Below are 16,857 nucleotides of genomic sequence, written 5' to 3' on the forward strand. Positions count from 1 at the left end.
GAGTCGATGACGTACTCAAGGGGAAACGCCGGTACGCCCGGGGCCGCCGCCGATGGGACGGCTGATATCCGGGACGGCCGCACCTGGGACTCGGCGCTGTCAGCCGAGGAATTCGCCGCGGTCAAGGGCGTCGGGTTCGAGCCGGTCGGCCAGGTCCTCGGGACGGCCGTCTTCAACATCGGGTACTCGGGCGTCTGGGGCTGCCCGGGTGCGTGGTCGGCCGCGGACGGCGTGAAAGCCCAGTCCTCGGCCTGGGGGTCGTCGTTCGCCCCGTTGGTGCGGACGATGTACGCGGCGCGCAGGCTGGCGCTGTCCCGCGCGGTGGACGAGTGCCGGGCGCTCGGCGGCGACGGGATCGTGGGGGTGAAGCTGCGGGTCGGCGCGTTTCCGGCGGGGGGTCTTGAGTTCACCGCGCTGGGCACCGCGGTCCGGGCCCGCTCGCGCATCCGGCCGCGTCAGCCCTTCACGTCGCACCTGAGCGGCCAGGACTTCGCCAAGCTCCTGCACGGCGGATGGGTACCCACCGGACTCGCCTTCGGCATCGCCCTCGCGACCCGGCACGACGACTGGCGTACCTCACGCCGCATCCCCTGGACCGCGGGGAACCAGGAGGTCGACGCCTACACCCTGCTGATCAACCACGTCCGCCACGACGCCCGGGAGCAGCTGGCCCTGGACGCGTCGAAGCACGGCGGCGACGGGATCGTGGTGGATGACGTGACGTTGCGGGTGTGGGAGCGCGACTGCCTCACGATCGGGAGCACGCGCGACCTCAGCGCGGAAGCGGTCTTCGTCGGCACCTCGATCGCCAGGTTCGACCACTCCGGGCGGCCCGCCGGAGCGAGACCACTGACCATCATGAGATTGGAGCGCGAGCGCTGACATGACCGAGCGAACGGGACAAGAACCGACCGGGGCAGCCGCACAGCCGGCCAGGGACGGCGTACCCGAGGACGCGATGCGGCGGCTCGCTCAGCTCCAACCGGGAGAAAAGGGATCGCTGTTCACCTCGGACCTGACGGTGAACGAGTTCCTGCTGGTGCGCGAGGCCGGCTTCCGCCCGCTCGGGCTGGTCCTCGGCTCCTCGGTGTACCACGTCGGCATCCAGCTCGGCCGTTGGTCGAAGAACCAGGAGCTGACCAAACTGTCCCAGGCCATGTACCACGCGCGCGAGCTGGCGATGAGCCGGATGGAGGCGGAGGCGAGCGCCTTGGGGGCGGACGGCATCGTCGGGGTGCGGCTGGACATCGAATTCAAGGAATTCGGCTCGGACATCGCCGAGTTCATCGCGGTCGGTACGGCGGTCAAGGCGGACGGCGCGGACCCGGGGCCGACCGGAACCTGGCTCAACAACAAGGGCAAGCCGTTCACCTCCGACTTGTCGGGCCAGGACTTCTGGACACTGATCCGAGCCGGATACGCACCGCTGGACATGGTGATGGGCTCGTGCGTCTACCACGTGGCGCACCAGCGCTTCGCCCAGGCTCTGAGCACTACGGGCCGCAACGTCGAGATCGAGCCGTTCACCCAGGCGCTCTACGACGCACGCGAGTTGGCGATGAGCCGCATGCAGGCGGAGGGGCAGGCCCTGGAGGCCGAGGGGATCGTGGCAGTCCAGCTGAGGCAGCACTCGCACACCTGGGGAACCCACACCACGGAGTTCTTCGCGATCGGCACAGCGGTGCGCCCGCTGCGCGACGACCACGTGATCGCCCGGCCGACCATGGTGCTGAGCCTCGATGCCTGAGCTGGAAGTGGAACTGCTGGCCGCCGCGCTCCGCCAGGACAGCGCGGACCTGGGCCTGTACGCCAACGTGCTTTCGACGAACCTGGCGGACTCGCTGCCACCCGGCACCGTGCGCGTCAAGCGCAGGCGCTCGCTGGCGGAACGGGTGGCCGGGCGTGAGGGTTCGGTCGCCGAACTGGACGTCGCCCTCGGGGAGCAGCGGCTCTCGCTGCGGACGGACCCGGGACGGGTGGCCTGCGAAATCTGCCACGAGGTGCGGGGAATCGTGCTCTCCCGACGCCAAGTGGGCCTGGACGAGTGGATCGATGCCCTGGCGCAGTCGATGGCGGACGCGGCGGTCACGAGCGCCCGCGCCCGCGAGGCGATCGAGCGCTTCCTGGCCTAGCGACCACCCACCCGTGCACGTGCCGGTGCCGGTGCCGGTGCCGGTGCCGGTGCCGGTGCCGGTGCCGCCCCACGTTCTCAGCGGTCCCTCCGGGGCGTCCGGGCGCTCGGATCAGGGATGACGGATCGGTCATGCGGGGCAGCCCTCACGCGAAGTCCGCTGCGGTGATGCTGTCGGCATGGCCGGACGGCCACTCCACCAACTCGATCCGGTACCCGTCCGGGTCCGTGAGCCACGACGTCTTCGGGCCTTGCGGGCCACCCGGATGTTCGAGCGGTTCGGGGTCCAAGCCGGCTTCGGTCAGCGTCTCCAGAGTGACGGCGAGCCTTTCCACCTGGATCGCGAGGTGGTCGAATCCGCTGCCGACGTCGACCGGTGGCTCGCCGGGTCGGTGGACGAGTTCGAGGGAGGCCGCCGGTTCCTCGGGGAACTTGAGGATCACGAGGCGTGCGCCGTTGCCAGGCTCGACCCTGCCCAGTTCGACGTAGCCCAAGGCGGTGTAGAAGCCGAGCGAGCGGTCCAGATCGGTGACGCGGTAGGAGACGAAGAGCGTCTTCATGCGGTTTCCTCGGATCGACGTACCTGGTAGCGGAGGTGTGTGACATCTCGGTCTTCGAGCCGTCGCACGAGGTCGAGTTCGATGTGCTCACTACCGAGGTGATCGAACAGTCGACGGCCTTCCCCGAGAAGGACCGGAATCAGGTGGATCTCCATCTCGTCCAGTTGCCCGGCTCGGAGGAGTGCCTGGGCCGCACCCGCCCCATGGACCATGACGGGCCGGTCCCCGGCGGCCGCGCGAGCCTGCCGGGCGCAGTCCTCGACATCGCTCACGAATCGCGCGTGGCCCGGTGGCACGTCCCCGTCGTCCACCCGGTGGGTGAGGACGAAGATCGGGACGCCGTCGTGGTGGTCGCCCTGCCAGCGCCCGGCGAGCTCGAAGGTGCGTCGGCCGGAGATCACAGCGCCGGTGGCCAGCGCTTCGCGGTAGACCTGGCCGCTCGGACCGTCGGACTCCCGGTCGTCGAGCCAGTTGAAGAGCCGGCCACCGTCGCGTCCGAGCTCCTGCCCGGGCCGATCGTCAGGGCCTGCGATGTAGCCGTCGAGCGACATCGACATGTACAGCCGAATCGGGTTGCTCATCCTGGCCTCCATGGCTCCTCCACGAGCGGGAATCGACGTTGCCTGGCTCGCCGACGGGAATGAAACGTCACAGAGAAGACTTCAGGAAACCGCCGGACTCGTCGGCCCGCCCCGCCGGTCCCGGCAACACAGGCCAACACCGCACACCGGCCCTGCGCCCCCACCGGGATGCCACCGCAGGGCCGGCGTACGCGGGAGCTGCGCCGAGGCGTGGACGTGAATCGTCGGGGTCGGGGGCGGGGCAAACGGCGTCCGAGAGAGCCGCCGACGTCGGCTGGAAGCGTCGTCGGCGACTCGGGCTTCAGGCTTGCGCGTTCGGCTGCCAATCCTGGGCCAGGAGACCGAGGACCACCTCGTCGACGAAGGCGCCCAGCACCCAGGCCGACGAGCGCAGTACGCCCTCACGGACGAAGCCGTTGCGCTCGGCGGCGCGCAGCATGGCGGTGTTGTCCGCCAGTGTCTCGATCTGTAGCCGCTGTAGGCCGCGGACCACGAAACCGTAGTGGCAGAGCGTCGCGACGACGTCCGTGCCGTAGCCCTTTCCACGGGCCGCGGGCAGCAGCATGAGTCCGACGTGGGCGGACCGGTTGTGGTTGTCGATGCCCCACACGGTCGCGGTGCCGGCCAGGGCGCCTCCTGCCAGCTCCACCACGGAGAACGTGAGGTCGACGTGTGCCGTGTCGTCCACCACGAACCGCGGATCCTTCGAACCGGGTGTGATCGGCCGCCACGGCCCCACCTCGGCCCGAGCGGAGTTGACCACGTCGTCGTAGAGCTCGGTGCGCAGAGTGGGGATGTCGTCGTCGTGCCTGGCTCTCAGCCCGGTCCTGCTCCCTTTTAGCATGCGGGCTTCCTACCCGACTTGGCTCGCCCGCAGCAACCCTGCATGCCTCGGCCCGAGTTGACCAGGCGGCGGCAGCCGTCATCGGGACGAGACGCCCGGCGCCGGTGGGGCGACGGCCCGGTCCCACGTCATCACCGTGCCGTCGGACCAAGCCGTCGAGCGCCGGTCAGCCCTCCCGAGTACGTACCCCGGCCGTCAACCGCGCAGTGTTCGGCCGAACAGGTCCAGCAGGGCGGCCCAGTGTCGCTCCGTCGCCTCGGGGTCGAACTCTGAGGTGTCGGACTGGGTGTAACCGTGACCCGCGCCCTGGTACACCTCGCAGCGATGGATGACGCCGGCTTCGGTGAGTGCCTTCTCCAGGAACTCCTGCTGCGCAGGTGGCATCGATTCGTCCTGATCGGCGTGGCCGAAGTACGCCTCCGCCGTCATGGTGGCGGCGGCCAGGTGAGGACTGTCCGGCTGGTCGGTGGCAAGGCGGCCGCCGTGGAAGCCGCCGACCGCGGCCACCCGGTCCGGATAGGACCCCGCGGTGTACAGGGCGAGCCGCGCGCCCATGCAGTAGCCGGTGATGCCGACCGGCCCGTCGGCGGCCTGCGGGCAGTCGGCGAGCCAGCCCAGGTAGGCATGCGCGTCGGCAACCACCAGGTCCGGGGTCAGGCCCTGCATCAGCGGCCCCAGTTCGGCGAACAGCGCGCCGCGGTTGTCGTGGTCGATGTGCGCGGGAAGCGACACCACCGGCGAGCGGCCCTGGCGGTAGAAGACGTTGGGGACCAGCACGGCGTAGCCCTCGGCGGCGAGCCGGTCGGCCATCGCGTTCAGCGCCGGGCGCGGCCCGAACGCGTCCTGGTAGAGCAGCACCGCGGGGTGGCGTCCGTGCCCGTCGGGGTGGACGAAGTATGCGTCAGCCATGCCGTCCTGTGTCGGGATGTCGACAGCACTGCCTCGTACGGCCATCATGTACGCGTCCTTCCTTCGAGCGAGGTGGGTTCTCCTACCCCTACCCCACCCTTTCACCAAACGGAACGGGGCGATCCATCGCCCCGGCGCGTCCACGGGACCGGCAAAGGGATGCTCACACCATCCGGATCACCACCGGAACCTCGGGGGCCTGACGCCCGGCCGCGCGGCGGGCCTGCCCAGGGGTCGGGCCCGTGGCCAGGACCCGGCCCTCTCCGACCGCGAACCAGGTGCCCTCGGGAGAGCCGTCCGGCACCGGGACGGCCAGCGCGGCCGTCAACTCGGCCGCCGGCAGGGCCTGTTCGTCCCGTGGTCTGGCCCGTACCGGGGTGCCCGCACGCCAGTCGACGGTGCGGCGCTCGCCGCCGTACCGCCGGGTCCACACCAGGTGCTGGGCCACGATGAGCGGCCCGAGCAGTGTGAGCAGAGGGAAGCCCGCCGTGAGGGCTCCGACGGCGAACAGCGCGCTGACGACGCCGGTCACACCCACTCCGACGGACGCCGCGAGGAGCCCAGCGCGGCGTCCGAACGCCCGGGTGGCCACGAGCGGGAAGAGGACGAGGAGCAGCAGGTCCCCCAGTCCGATGGCGACGGGCCTGTCACCGCCGGTCAGGGCGAACATCGGGGCGAAGGGCCGGCCTTGGACCTGGGTGGCGAAATCGAGGGTGACCCGGGTGAGGGTGGTGGCCACCAAGTCGTAGCCGGTCAGGACGGCCGCGAAGGCAGCCACGTGCACCGGCCGCATCCCGCTCTGGGCCCACAGGTTGGCGACGCCCACCACGGCGACGACGAGCAGGAGGTCCGTGCATACGCGGACGGCGACCGGCCGGTCCGCGAACGCGAAGGCCGCGGTCACGGCCGTCGCTGCGAGTGCCGGCGCCCAGGCCCATCGGCCGCCGCACACCGGTGCGAGGGTGAACTGCACGGCGAGCCCCAGCACCAGGCCGAAGACGGCCGAGACGGCGGCGCCGGACAGCGAGAGGTAGAGGAGCGGCGCCACGACGACCCCGACGCTGAGGAAGGCGATGTCGCTCGCGGCATAGACGCCGACCGGCGGCCGCGGCATGCGCACCCTGACGAAATAGGCTGCCGCCGCACCGATCATGGCGGCGGCACAGGCACTGAGCGCGACGAGGGCGAAGGGGTTCATATGCCGCTCCCGGTGGGGATGTCGGCCGCGCGGACCGATTCGAAGGTGTGCTCGCGCAGATCGGCGCGGACCGGTGCGGTGGGCGGCAGGTCGGCTCGGTCGTCGTGCAGGACGATCCCGGCCAGGGGCAGGCCGGCGGCCGTGGCCCGGTCCTCCAGACGGCCGAGGAGGCCGGCCGCGGGCAGGCTGCGGACCAGTACGTGCAGCAGCACCCCCGAGTCGGTGTCCCCGGTCAGCACGTAGCGGGCGGGCAGTGGGACCTCTGGTTCCGCCTCGATCAGGTCGAGTACGGACCTGGTGGGCAGCACGGCGCTGAGCGGTCCGGTCCAGCGGCCCAGGATCGCCGAGGTGGCAGGCATGTGGGCCAGTTCGCAACTGGGCACGGAATCAGGCAGCCGTACGAGGTCGCCGGTGGCGTAGCGCAGCAGCAGGGTGCATTCGCGATAGGGCACGTACGGGGTGTGCACGATCATGCCGATCGCGCCCGGGGCGGCCTGCTCCCAGGTCAGCGGATCGAGGACCTCCAGGTGCCCGAACTCGCTGGTGTGGTGCAGGTGCCCGGCGGGGCACGGGGTGGCGCCGGACGGCAGCGTCTCGGTCATCAGGTACGAGGTCGACACGGGCGCGCCGAAGGCTGCCTCGGCACGTCTGCTCAGGGGCTCGGACAGTACCTCGCCACCCACCCCGATGCTTTCGAGGCCGAAGTCGGCCGCCCGCCACCCGCCTCGCTCGGCCAGTTCGACCAGGGCCGCGAGATAGGAGGCCGAGGCGGTCAGGTGGGTGATCTGTGGTGCCTTGCCGGGCAGCCCGAGGGGGGCGGCGAGCCGGTCGAGGGCGATGGCGGGGTCGACCGTGCCGAACTGGACGAACGAGGCACCGACCCGGGTCGCCGACTCGGCCGCGTTGAGCAAGGGCAGGGTCGCGCGTGAGCAACCCGCGTAGGCAAGGGTGTGCCGGGGGCGCAGGCCGAGCCCGAGGGCGGCCGAGATGGTGCTGAGCGCGATCGTGGTGTCCAGTTCGGCTCGCGAGTACCAGACCGCGGTGGGCGCACCACTCGTGCCGGTGGTGAGCGCCATGAGAGCGGGAACGGCCGCGGAGGAGACGAACGCCGTCGGCATGGAGCGCAGTGCCTTCTTGGGCGTCACCGGCACCCGGGCATAGCTCTCGGCGTCCAACCCGTCCGGATCGAGGCCGAGTTCACCGAAGATCCGGTGGTAGTAGGCGGTGTGCCGGACGGCGGAACGGGCGGTGGCCCGCAGGCTGCGCCGGGTGACGGTGCCGCGTACCTCGGGATCAATCTGCGCGGCCTGGCCGGACTGGCCGGGCAGCAGGGCCGAGTCGGCGCCGGGCTCGCCGAACTCGGCGAGGGTGGCGACGAGGTCCCGGGCGATGCGCTCCAGGTCCTGCGGGCGGATGCGGCGATTGCGCAGGATCGCCATGCCGTAACGGAGTTGACTCAGGGCAGTGCCGAACACGGGGCCTCCTGGAACCTGGACCGGACGGTGTCGCCCGGCCCAGGCCGGGGCCGGAGCAGATCAGGCCATGTGCGCGAACATCGCGGCGGTGAGCGTGCTCAGTGCGTACTTGAGGTAGTGCTTGACCATGTCGGTTCCTCCCTCGTCGGCGGCGGCTCGATGCCGGCCACTCCTCGCGGTGCTGAGCTTCCGGTCGTTTTGGCCGGTGAGCAGCGGCAGTTTAGGGGTCTTGGGCAGAGCTTCACCAGATGTTGCACTCATCAAATATCCACGAATCACCCATGCCCTCTTCACCAGCCCCGCCGCCCCGGCGTGTGAGCCGAACCCGCCCGGCAGCAGCGCGTGTTGCGGGCCCCGGAGTCGGACCACCGGCGCGGTCACCCCATATCACTTCCTCGAACTCGGCTTCCACTTAACGCAGTTGTCACCGCGGTCGTTCATGCCTCCTAATACGATCCGCTCGAACGGGGTCACACCGCACAGGGTGTGGCCCCCGTGCCGAGACGGGGGTTGAGCGGTGACGGCTGTGGACGTGGTGCGGGAGTCGGCACGGGCCGGGCGCATGGTGTTCTTCGAGGAGTCGGCACGCGACGGGGCTCAGGCGAAGACGTTGATGACCGCGGCCTTCCGCGTGCGGCTGGCCCGGGAACAGGGGGCAATGTTCGCCGCGGACGGTCCACGGCACGTGGTGTTCGCGGCGGGCTTCCCCTCGGTGTGTGCACAGGAATTCGAGGCGACACGTCAAGTCGCCCTGGAAACACAGGAGTCGGTGAGTCCGTCCGCGATCTGCCGAGGCACGGTGCCGGACGTGCGGTTGGCGCTGAGCGCGGTTCGAGGGGCTGCGCACGCGCGGGTGATGGTCATCGTCGCGGCGTCGGAGGCGACGGCTCGCGCCCTGGTCCACAGGGGGGCCCGCGAAGCCCTGGCCGGCGGCCTGGACGTCGTCAAGGAAGCGGTGCACCTGGCGGACGGCATCGCGGTCGACGTGTGCCTGGTGGACGCACCGCGCGCGGACCCTGCTCTGGTGGCCGAATACGCGGGAGCGTTGACGGCTCAGGGCGCGGGGACGATCGTGCTGGCCGACACCGTGGGAGACCTGCTGCCCGGGCAGACGCACACGCTGTTCCAGCAGGTCGCGGTGGGCGCGGGCCCCGACTCGGTCCTGGTCTCCCATCTGCACAACGACCTCGGTCTGGGGCTGGCGAACACCTTGGCCGCGCTGGAGTCGGGAGTGCGGGTCGCCGCCTGTTCGTGGTTGGGCATGGCCGAGCGCAGCGGCATGGTGGCCACGGAGCAGCTGCTCTTCCTGCTCGCCCACGATCCGGTGAAGGCGGCGCGCGTGCTAGGGGCCGGCTGCGCCCCGTGGTGGACGGCTCCCGACCTGACCCGGCTGCCGGGGATCGCCCGGATGGTGTCCGACGAGACGGGCGTGCCCCTCACCGTCACCACCCCCATCGTGGGCACCGGAGTGGCCACGATCTCCACGGGCACCCCCTTCACTCACCCGGAGACCTTCCAACCCTACGATCCCCAGAGCCATTTGGGCCTGTCCCCTACTGTCGTCCTGACCCACCTCGCCAGTCAGCGTGTGCTGAGAGCGGTCGCCGAACGCCTCGGGTACGAACTGAATCCGGGCCAGACCCGCACCGCCCTGGCCTGGGTCAAGGACCGGGCCTATCGACTCGGCCAGGCCGTCGTCGCCGACCCCGACTTCGCCGCCTACCTCGACGGCCTCACCGCCAACACCGCCGACACCACCGGGTCCGCCCCCACGCCTACACCTGTGTCCGCACCCGCACCCGCACCCTGAACGGACCAACACCCATGCCGGCCACCACCCCGCTCGACATCGGCACCTCCGCCAACGCCCTCGCCACCGGACGGGCCGTCATCCTGCCCAATCCGAGTCCCCTGACGTACGTCGTCGCGGCCACCACCCCGGAGGCCGTCAACAACGCCAAGGCCCGTCCCGCCGACCAGGAGGTGGCTCTGTGGGTGCACAATGACACCACATGGACCGAGCTCACACCCGCGCTCGATCTGACACCGGCCGCCCTCGGCACGGCCTTGAATCTCCTACGGGTCGAACTGATCACGCTGCTGGTGCCTGTACGCACCGACACCGTGCCACCGGTCTGGGCGACCCCCGCCCTGCGCGATGGCCACCTCCTCCTCTTCGGCGCCCACTGGCCGCCCCTGGCCCGCCTGTTGGCCCGCTTCCCGCGCCTGTACGTCAGCAGCGCCAACCGCACGGGGCGGCCCCCAGCACCCACGGCCACGCACGCCACGGCAATGTTCGGACCCGACATCCCGGTCGTGGATGCCGACAGCCTGCGGGACACCGGCACCCTTCATGCCGCCACCACCATGCTGCGCATCGCGTCCGACGGAACCCTGACCCACATCCGACACGGCGCTCAGGACCACGCCCACGGATCGAATCCGCAGCACTACCTGCGCCACCTGGACCGGGCGCGAGGAGTGGAACCGGACGTCACGAGCAGCGCCGGCCGGTAACGCCCCGGCAGACGGACGGCATCCGTCGTCAACGGCGGGCACCAGTGGCGCCACGGCAGGCGAAGAGATCCAGCACTCTGCGGCACGTCGTGTCGTGCTGGTCGAGGACCGGGTCGCCGCCGAGTATCGCGCAGTGCAGGCTCTGCAGCCGTAGTGAAGGGTCGATGCCCAGTTCCGTCGCCAGGTTGCGCCGCAGTGCGGCGTATGCGGACAGTGCCCTGGCGGGGCGGCCTGCGCGGTACAGGGCCACCATGCACTGGGCATGCAGCGCTTCGTGGAGCGGATAGCGGGCGATGAGTGTGGTGAGTTCGATCGTCAGGTCGGCGTGGAGGCCCAGGCGCAGTTCGGCTTCGATGCGACGCTCCAGGTCGCCCAGCCTGCTTTCCTCAAGGCGGGTCGCCTCGATTTCCAGAAGCCGCCCGGCACATGTGTCCACGAGGGCGGGACCTCGCCACAACGCGAGCCCCTGACGCAGGAGTCGAACGGCGGTGTCGTCCTCGCCCCGCTCGAAGGCGCGCCGTCCGGCGGCGGCGAAGCGCTCGTATTCGAGGGCGTCGACGCTGCCGGGCAGCGCGTCCATGAGGTATCCGCCGTTCCTGGTGGCCAGGATTTCCTTGGGACCGCGTACCGCCTTCGCGTCGAGAGCGTCATTTATGCTGCGCCGGATACGGAGGATGTAGGTCTGCAGCGTGGTCATCGCACTACGCGGAAGTTCCTCGCCCCAGAGTTCTTCCATGAGCTGGGATGCGGGGAGGACCTGATTCGCCGAGAGGGCGAGCAGTGCGAGCAGTTGTCGCGGCTTGTCGGCGGTGGGAACGATCGACGCTCCGTTGACCGAGGCTTCGAGCGCACCAAGGACTTTGACTTCCACAGCATTCCTCCAAAGCGGGCAAAATGCGGAGTATTGATGATCACCATAACTTCTCGTTCTTAAGCAGGACCTGAGGGGATAAGTCCTAGCCCTTACGTGGGAAGAACCCTTGCGCATCTCTTTGCCAACACATGGCCAGTAGTGTGGTTTTGTCCGACGGAACCCGTCATCAGGCGTCTCGATGCGGCCACTCACGTCCCCAACGGGGGGCCTACGGCGCAGATCCTTGGGAATCTCTTTGCCGAACTCCCTACGATGAGATGACCAGCGCGCCACCGCGGCCCATTCTCTCGAGACTCCCCCGGCGACCGACTATTGATTTATTCGAAAACTAAATTAGTGAGGCAGCCGGCGCCCGCTCCGCAAAAGCGAGTTCAAAAGGGAGTTGAAGAACGGACACGGGTGACGATGACGTAGCCACATGTCGATGTGGCCCCCATCGGCCGCTCATCGACCCGCCCCCTCAAGCCGCAGAGCCGGCTCTCCTTGCCGTCGCCGAGCCTCATATCCAGCCTCGCCGCGCCGCGATCACCCCTGCCTGAAAGCGGTTGGCCGCAACCAGCTCCTCGTGGAGACGGCTGATACGGCGCCGCATCGTCCGTACCGACCAGCCCAATTGGCGCGCGATGGCTTCGTCCTTGAGCCCACTGACGAGCAGCGTGAGCATCTGCCGGTCCTCCTCGGTGAGGGGATCGTCCGCCGGGGCGTCCAGCGGGGTGGCCGTGCGCCAGCACAGTCGTCGACGCGGTCTACGACGTGGCGATCGGCGATGACAGCCTCTACTTCTCGACGGGCAAGTCGCTGTGGAAGCGGGACGGCCTGTCCTCCGGCACGCTCGGCAAGGCCACCAAGGTCTACGACTCCACCGGCGGCCGGACCTCCGTCACCGTCGTCGCGGACAGCCAGGTCGTGGCGATCCAGGAGATCGGCTCGGGCATCGTCGGCTCCTTCGACGGTGGCGAGAGCTGGGCCACGCTGGACGACCACGGTTACGGCGCCTCGGGCCTGACCCTCAGCGGCGGCGACATGTACGTCGGATACGGCAAGGACATCCGGGTCGGCCGCGACCACGGCCGTCGGTGGAGCAGCATTCCGTCCGTCAGCAAGGCGTCCACGACCTCGGACTTCGACCGCTGGGCCGACGGTTCGCTGACGGTCTCCGCGGACGCCGCCGGTGTCTATCGAGGCACCGCGGACGGCAAGGGCTACCGCCGCCTGGGCGTCCAGGGCGGAGCCGTCAACTCCCTTGCCGTCAGCGGTGACCAGCTGCTCGCGGCCGGCCAACAGGGCACCCACCGGGCCCCGCTGCCGGTCGCCGGCACGGAGTGGGGAACCACCGGCGGCGAGGGCACGATCGGCGCTGAGACCCGGCTGCTCCAGGCCTCCGCCAAGAACTCGCGGATCGTGTGGCGGGTCCGCTGCGGCGCCTGGGGCGACTTCCACCTGCAACGCAGCGGTGACGCGGGTGCCACCTGGCAGGAGAAGACGGAGAGCAACGGCACCGTGTTCGCCATGACCGTGCACCCCGCCGACCCCGCCCGCGTGTACGTCGCGTACAGCAACCTGGAGGGCACGGGCCTCTTCTCCACCGAGGACGGCGGCGCCACCTGGAAGAACCTGCTCAACGACCGGACGCACTTCACCGCCGTCGCCGGTGACCCGGAGAACCGCGACCGGCTGTGGCTCGGCGCCCCGGACGGCCTCTACCGCTCGGACAACGGCGGCGACGACATCACCAAGGTCGCCGACGGCCGCGTCGACACCATCGAGTTCGCCGGCCCGAAGATGCTGATCGGTGGTGACACGATCAGGGTCTCGACGAACGGCGGCCGGACGTTCCGTACCGCCGACACCGGTCAACTACCTTTGCGCGTAAGCGATTTGCTCCAGGTCGACGACACTCTCCACGCCGCCACCACCAGCTACTGGGATGCGGCCCTGCCGCGTGGCGGCCGAGGTGTCCTGCGCTCCACGGACGGCGGGCGGACCTGGCAGAACATCTCCAACGGCCTGCAGAACCTGAACGCCACGAGCTTGGCGGCTGCCGGCGGCCGGCTCTACGTGGGCACGGTGCAAGGAGGGGTGCACTGCCTGGAGTTGTGACCTTCCGGCCATGAGCGCATTCGATCGGCTCGGCGTGCCCCGCTCGCCCATGAGCGGGGCACGCCGACCAGTTGACGCCGAGCCGGGGCGCGGTTACCCGCGGCCCGGCTCGGCGCACGGCCGCGTCTCGGGCAGGGCGGCGAAGGGCAGCCCTTGGAGCTGTCAGCAGCTCAGGTTGTTCCCGGCCGGGACGCCGAGGATGGAGACGAAGCTCTGGTAGGCGTTGATCCTGCTCTGCACCTGGGCGGGATTTCCGCCGTTGCATTCGATGCTGCCGTTGATGCTACGGATGGTCTCGCCGAACCCGGCCCCGTTGACCATGGCATTGTGCGGGGTCATGGTGCCGGGGCCGTTCTGGGTGTTCCAGTACCAGAGCCCGGTCTTCCAGGCGATCGCCGAGTCGGTCTGCACGAGGTTCGGGTTGTGGAGCAGGTCGATGCCGAGCGCGTCGCCCGCCGCCTTGTAGTTGAAGTTCCAGCTCAGCTGGATCGGGCCTCGGCCGTAGTAGGCGGACTGCCCGGCCGGGCAGCCGTAGGGCTGGGTCGCGTCGCAGTAGTGGGAGTAGTTGGCGGTGTTCTGCTCGACGATGTAGACGAGGCCGCCGGTCTCGTGGCTGACGTTGGCGAGGAAGGCCGCGGCCTCCTGCTTCTTGACCGTGTCACTACCGGTGGTGGCGAAACCCGGGTACGCGCTCAGTGCGGCGGTCAGACCGCTGTACGTGTAGAACGAGTTCCGGTTCGGGAACATCTGGTTGAACTGGGCCTCGCTGACCACGAAGGAGCCGTTGGACGGCGGAGTGGTCGGACCGCCACCGCCATTACAGCTGTACGGGTCCCAGTACCAGGTGCTGATGACCGGGTCGTAGCCCGGGTTGTCGTGTTCGGCGACGTAGTAATTGCCGTCCGTGTACTTGACGACGTCGCCGGCCACATAGGCATGGCCCGCGGTCCACGCCGGGTAGTCGCAGCTACCGCCGGTTCCGCCCGAGCCGCCGCACGCACCCTGGTCCGCCCAGACGCCGGCCGCTCCGGGGGTCTCGCCCTGGGTCCACCACTTGGCTTGCCAGTTGTGGCTGTTGTACGAGGCGGACGTACCACCTGTGTAGACCGAGGAGGAATTCCAGGCGCCGGCGCAGGTGGCGGCGGCGGAGGCAGTGGATGCCAGCGGCACGACGAGGGCAAGCCCCAACGCGACCGCGAGCGTGGTGAGAAGAGCCATGAGCCGTTGTCTCGACACGCGACCACTCCTTCTAGGAGTCGAGTGGGATCGGGGCAGACTCAAGCGGAATGGTCTGCACCTGTCAAGGTCCAGACCATTCCGCGTCCGCCGCGCATCGAGGTGACGGCGGGAACGGCCACGGCTCGGGGCGGAAAGGAGCTACTCCTGAGCCAGCCGCGCCGGGAAGCCACCCTTCGCCACCGGGCTCCAGCGGACCGGGGTGACGCGGATCAGGGACTTGCCCTGCTTCAGCATGGCCGCGCGGTACTCGTCCCAGTCGGGGTGCTCACCGCTGATGCTGCGGAAGTAGTCCACCAGCGGCTCGACGGACTCCGGCGCGTCGATGACCTCGGCCGTGCCGTCGATCTGCACCCACGGCCCGTTCCACTCGTCCGAGAGCACGATCACGCTCACCCGCTCGTCCCGGCGGGCGTTCCGTGTCTTGGCGCGCTCGGGATACGTGGACATCACCAGGCGTCCCTCGGCGTCGACGCCGCACGTCAGCGGCGACCCCTGCGGGTCGCCGTCGGCGCGCCGGGTCAGCAGGATCGCGCGGTGCCTCGTACGTGCGAACTCAAGCAACTGGTCAAGTTCTACAGGAGTGTTGGAAGCGATGCTAGGACTCATGTACCGCACCCTACGACAGGCGGGCACGGCCGGAGAGGCAGGGCGCGCGTGGCCGCCGCCGCCCCCTGCCGCTCCTGTCGCAGCACCGGCGCGGCCAATGCCGGGCGGTCGTCTGCAGGAGTTCTCAGCGGGCCAGGTCCTGGAGGACCTCGACCCCCGGGAGCTGCGCGAGTGCCCAGCCCGGGACGATCAGCTTGCCGCGGCGTCGGCCGCTGCCGACCAGGACGAACGGGGTCTCGACCACCGCCGCGTCGACGAGCAGCGGCCAGGAGGAGGGAAGGCCGATGGGCGTGATGCCCCCGTACTCCATCCCGCTCTCGGCCACGGCGACGTCCATCGGCGCGAAGGACGCCTTGCGCGAGCCGAGGTGTTTGCGCACGACGCTGTTCACGTCCACCCGGGTACCGGCGAGTGCGAGGCAGGCGGCGAGTGTGGTCTCGCCGCCCCGCTTGGCGGCGACCACGACGCAGTTCGCGGAGACGTCGAGCGGGACCTTGTACGACTCCGCGAAGACAGCCGTGTCGGCCTTGGCCGGGTCGGTGTCGACATAGAGGACCGCGCGGGCCGCTTCAGCGGCGTCCCAATGTGCGAGAGCGCCTGCCACCGGCGCGACGAGGTCCGCACGAACTTCGAGCGCGGGGTGGGCAGCGGCGAAGTCGCCGAAGGGGGCGGGAACCAGGGTGGCCATGGACGCGACCTTAGTCCAGCTCCCGCGGTGCTCGATGCGGCCCCCCGAGCGCAGGTGGCCACGCGCGGTCAGCGCCGGTCGGGCGCGCCCTCGCACCCCGGGATTCGACCTCGTCCGCATACACGCCGTTGACGCGCCCTCCTGGCATGACCAGTGGTGCGACCGGCACGAGGCGCTCGGGAATCGGACTTTGAGTCCCGCACGAGGTCGCGGTTGCCCATCAGGAGACGGCAGTTGATCCGCTCGCACTCTCCGGAGCACCGGAAGCCGAGGAGCTGGCCCTTCGTGGGCATTCGTCGGCATTTGCCCGCCCCGCAATGCCGGAACCTTCTCATCAAAGAGGGCATATGAACCCGCCACCGCCGTACGGAGCGGCTCCTTCCGGTGTGTCGATGGTGCCAGAGTGCCGCTGCGGTGCCCGGTCGGGCACTCGCAGGATGCACTGACTGACTCAAGGAGTCCGCTCGTGAGGAAGAGAGTCATCACCCTTCTCGCAACGGCCACCCTCGCCACCATGGCGCTGACCGGCCAGGCCAACGCCGCACCCGCCGGACACGCTCCGGCGGCCGAGCACGGTTCGGTCACCGCGCTGGGACCCCAGGCCAACCAGACGCGCTACGCGCCGTTCACCCTGAACCGCAACCAGTCCCTGAGCTCGAACACGGCGCGACTCGTCCTGCAGACGGACGGCAACCTCGTCGTCTACGACGAGTTCAACCGGGCGCGCTGGGCATCGAACACGGTCGGCCAGGGCTGGACGGCCCGGTTCCAGACGGACGGCAACTTCGTCGTCTACACCGCTTCCAACAGGCCCGTATGGGCATCCAACACCAGCGGCCACCCGGGTTCACGACTGGTCGTCCAGGACGACGGCAACGTCGTCATCTACGACGGCAGCCAAGCGATCTGGGCCACCGGCACCAACCACTGAGCGACCACAGCCGTACCGCTGCCCGCCTCCCGCGCCCCTGCCGGGCCCCCACAGGCGTGGCCCATCGAGGCCGCCGAGGCGAAGGCGCCCCCGCGAAGGCGGCGGGACCGCGGGCACGCGGGCGCCGCGCAGCCCCATGACGTGACAGCTTTCGACCATGCGCACGGGACGGGCCCGGCCACCTGATCCACGGGAGGGCCGGGC

The 16,857-nt window shown here is 69.9% G+C and carries 19 protein-coding genes; 7 read left to right on the plus strand and 12 right to left on the minus strand.

Going from position 1 to position 16,857, the window contains the following annotated elements; genetic code table 11:
* The first annotated feature begins 6 nt into the window (after positions 1-6).
* The 3 genes from IE267_RS35155 to IE267_RS35165 are packed head-to-tail and all read left to right on the plus strand — an operon-like array spanning position 7 to position 2,132.
* Complete coding sequence (locus IE267_RS35155) at positions 7-882, plus strand: heavy metal-binding domain-containing protein (RefSeq protein ID WP_189766011.1); 876 nt, start codon at positions 7-9, stop codon at positions 880-882.
* A 1-nt stretch (position 883) separates the two neighbouring features.
* Positions 884-1,747, plus strand: a complete 864-nt coding sequence (locus IE267_RS35160; protein ID WP_205380370.1) for a heavy metal-binding domain-containing protein — start codon at positions 884-886, stop codon at positions 1,745-1,747.
* The gene (locus IE267_RS35165) at positions 1,740-2,132 is read left to right on the plus strand and encodes a hypothetical protein (RefSeq protein WP_167151375.1); all 393 of its coding nucleotides are present in this window, start codon (positions 1,740-1,742) and stop codon (positions 2,130-2,132) included. The genes IE267_RS35160 and IE267_RS35165 overlap by 8 nt, the downstream gene beginning before the upstream one ends.
* 145 nt (positions 2,133-2,277) lie before the next feature.
* On the opposite strand, the gene IE267_RS35170 is transcribed toward IE267_RS35165, so the two are convergent.
* The 7 genes from IE267_RS35170 to IE267_RS35200 form a co-directional block, all read right to left on the minus strand.
* A complete protein-coding gene (locus IE267_RS35170) occupies positions 2,278-2,691 on the minus strand; it encodes a VOC family protein (protein ID WP_189766012.1) in 414 nt (137 codons plus the stop codon).
* Complete coding sequence (locus tag IE267_RS35175) at positions 2,688-3,272, minus strand: dihydrofolate reductase family protein (RefSeq protein ID WP_189766013.1); 585 nt, start codon at positions 3,270-3,272, stop codon at positions 2,688-2,690. The genes IE267_RS35170 and IE267_RS35175 overlap by 4 nt, the downstream gene beginning before the upstream one ends.
* Before the next feature lie 301 nt (positions 3,273-3,573).
* Positions 3,574-4,116, minus strand: coding sequence for a GNAT family N-acetyltransferase (locus IE267_RS35180; protein WP_161255952.1), 543 nt, complete (start codon positions 4,114-4,116; stop codon positions 3,574-3,576).
* Between the two features lie 195 nt (positions 4,117-4,311).
* The gene (locus tag IE267_RS35185; RefSeq protein ID WP_189766014.1) at positions 4,312-5,073 is read right to left on the minus strand and encodes a dienelactone hydrolase family protein; all 762 of its coding nucleotides are present in this window, start codon (positions 5,071-5,073) and stop codon (positions 4,312-4,314) included.
* 115 nt (positions 5,074-5,188) lie between these two features.
* Positions 5,189-6,223 carry a hypothetical protein gene (locus IE267_RS40225; protein ID WP_167151383.1) on the minus strand — a complete coding sequence of 345 codons (1,035 nt, stop codon included), beginning with the start codon at positions 6,221-6,223 and terminating at the stop codon, positions 5,189-5,191.
* The gene (locus IE267_RS35195) at positions 6,220-7,698 is read right to left on the minus strand and encodes a phenylacetate--CoA ligase family protein (RefSeq protein ID WP_189766015.1); all 1,479 of its coding nucleotides are present in this window, start codon (positions 7,696-7,698) and stop codon (positions 6,220-6,222) included. The genes IE267_RS40225 and IE267_RS35195 overlap by 4 nt, the downstream gene beginning before the upstream one ends.
* Before the next feature lie 60 nt (positions 7,699-7,758).
* Positions 7,759-7,959: a hypothetical protein gene (locus IE267_RS35200; RefSeq protein WP_167150882.1), complete on the minus strand. Its 201-nt coding sequence runs from the start codon at positions 7,957-7,959 to the stop codon at positions 7,759-7,761.
* 256 nt (positions 7,960-8,215) lie between these two features.
* Here IE267_RS35200 and IE267_RS35205 point away from each other — a divergent pair, with 256 nt between their 5' ends.
* Complete coding sequence (locus IE267_RS35205; protein ID WP_229861609.1) at positions 8,216-9,508, plus strand: hydroxymethylglutaryl-CoA lyase-like TIM-barrel protein; 1,293 nt, start codon at positions 8,216-8,218, stop codon at positions 9,506-9,508.
* A gap of 14 nt (positions 9,509-9,522) precedes the next feature.
* A complete protein-coding gene (locus IE267_RS35210; protein WP_189766016.1) occupies positions 9,523-10,215 on the plus strand; it encodes a hypothetical protein in 693 nt (230 codons plus the stop codon).
* Between the two features lie 28 nt (positions 10,216-10,243).
* Here the strand turns inward: IE267_RS35210 and IE267_RS35215 are convergent, their stop codons facing one another.
* Both IE267_RS35215 and IE267_RS35220 read right to left on the minus strand, forming a co-directional pair.
* Positions 10,244-11,086, minus strand: coding sequence for an AfsR/SARP family transcriptional regulator (locus tag IE267_RS35215; RefSeq protein ID WP_189766017.1), 843 nt, complete (start codon positions 11,084-11,086; stop codon positions 10,244-10,246).
* 502 nt (positions 11,087-11,588) lie between these two features.
* A complete protein-coding gene (locus tag IE267_RS35220; protein ID WP_308428878.1) occupies positions 11,589-11,822 on the minus strand; it encodes a response regulator transcription factor in 234 nt (77 codons plus the stop codon).
* Between the two features lie 20 nt (positions 11,823-11,842).
* Here IE267_RS35220 and IE267_RS35225 point away from each other — a divergent pair, with 20 nt between their 5' ends.
* Positions 11,843-13,189 (plus strand): WD40/YVTN/BNR-like repeat-containing protein, encoded by a 1,347-nt coding sequence (locus tag IE267_RS35225; RefSeq protein ID WP_189766018.1) that lies wholly within the window; start codon positions 11,843-11,845, stop codon positions 13,187-13,189.
* Positions 13,190-13,351: 162 nt separating this feature from the next.
* On the opposite strand, the gene IE267_RS35230 is transcribed toward IE267_RS35225, so the two are convergent.
* The 3 genes from IE267_RS35230 to IE267_RS35240 all read right to left on the minus strand — a co-directional run bounded on the left by IE267_RS35230 (position 13,352) and on the right by IE267_RS35240 (position 15,722).
* Positions 13,352-14,407 carry a glycoside hydrolase family 19 protein gene (locus IE267_RS35230; RefSeq protein ID WP_229861610.1) on the minus strand — a complete coding sequence of 352 codons (1,056 nt, stop codon included), beginning with the start codon at positions 14,405-14,407 and terminating at the stop codon, positions 13,352-13,354.
* Between the two features lie 159 nt (positions 14,408-14,566).
* A complete protein-coding gene (locus IE267_RS35235) occupies positions 14,567-15,034 on the minus strand; it encodes a PPOX class F420-dependent oxidoreductase (protein ID WP_189766020.1) in 468 nt (155 codons plus the stop codon).
* Positions 15,035-15,158: 124 nt separating this feature from the next.
* Complete coding sequence (locus IE267_RS35240; RefSeq protein ID WP_189766021.1) at positions 15,159-15,722, minus strand: YbaK/EbsC family protein; 564 nt, start codon at positions 15,720-15,722, stop codon at positions 15,159-15,161.
* 466 nt (positions 15,723-16,188) lie between these two features.
* On the opposite strand from IE267_RS35240, the gene IE267_RS35245 reads away from it, so the two are divergent.
* Positions 16,189-16,653 carry a hypothetical protein gene (locus tag IE267_RS35245; protein WP_189766022.1) on the plus strand — a complete coding sequence of 155 codons (465 nt, stop codon included), beginning with the start codon at positions 16,189-16,191 and terminating at the stop codon, positions 16,651-16,653.
* Positions 16,654-16,857: the final 204 nt, after the last annotated feature.

The organism is Streptomyces xanthochromogenes (genome assembly GCF_014650455.1).
Classification (GTDB): Bacteria; Actinomycetota; Actinomycetes; order Streptomycetales; family Streptomycetaceae; genus Streptomyces; species Streptomyces xanthochromogenes.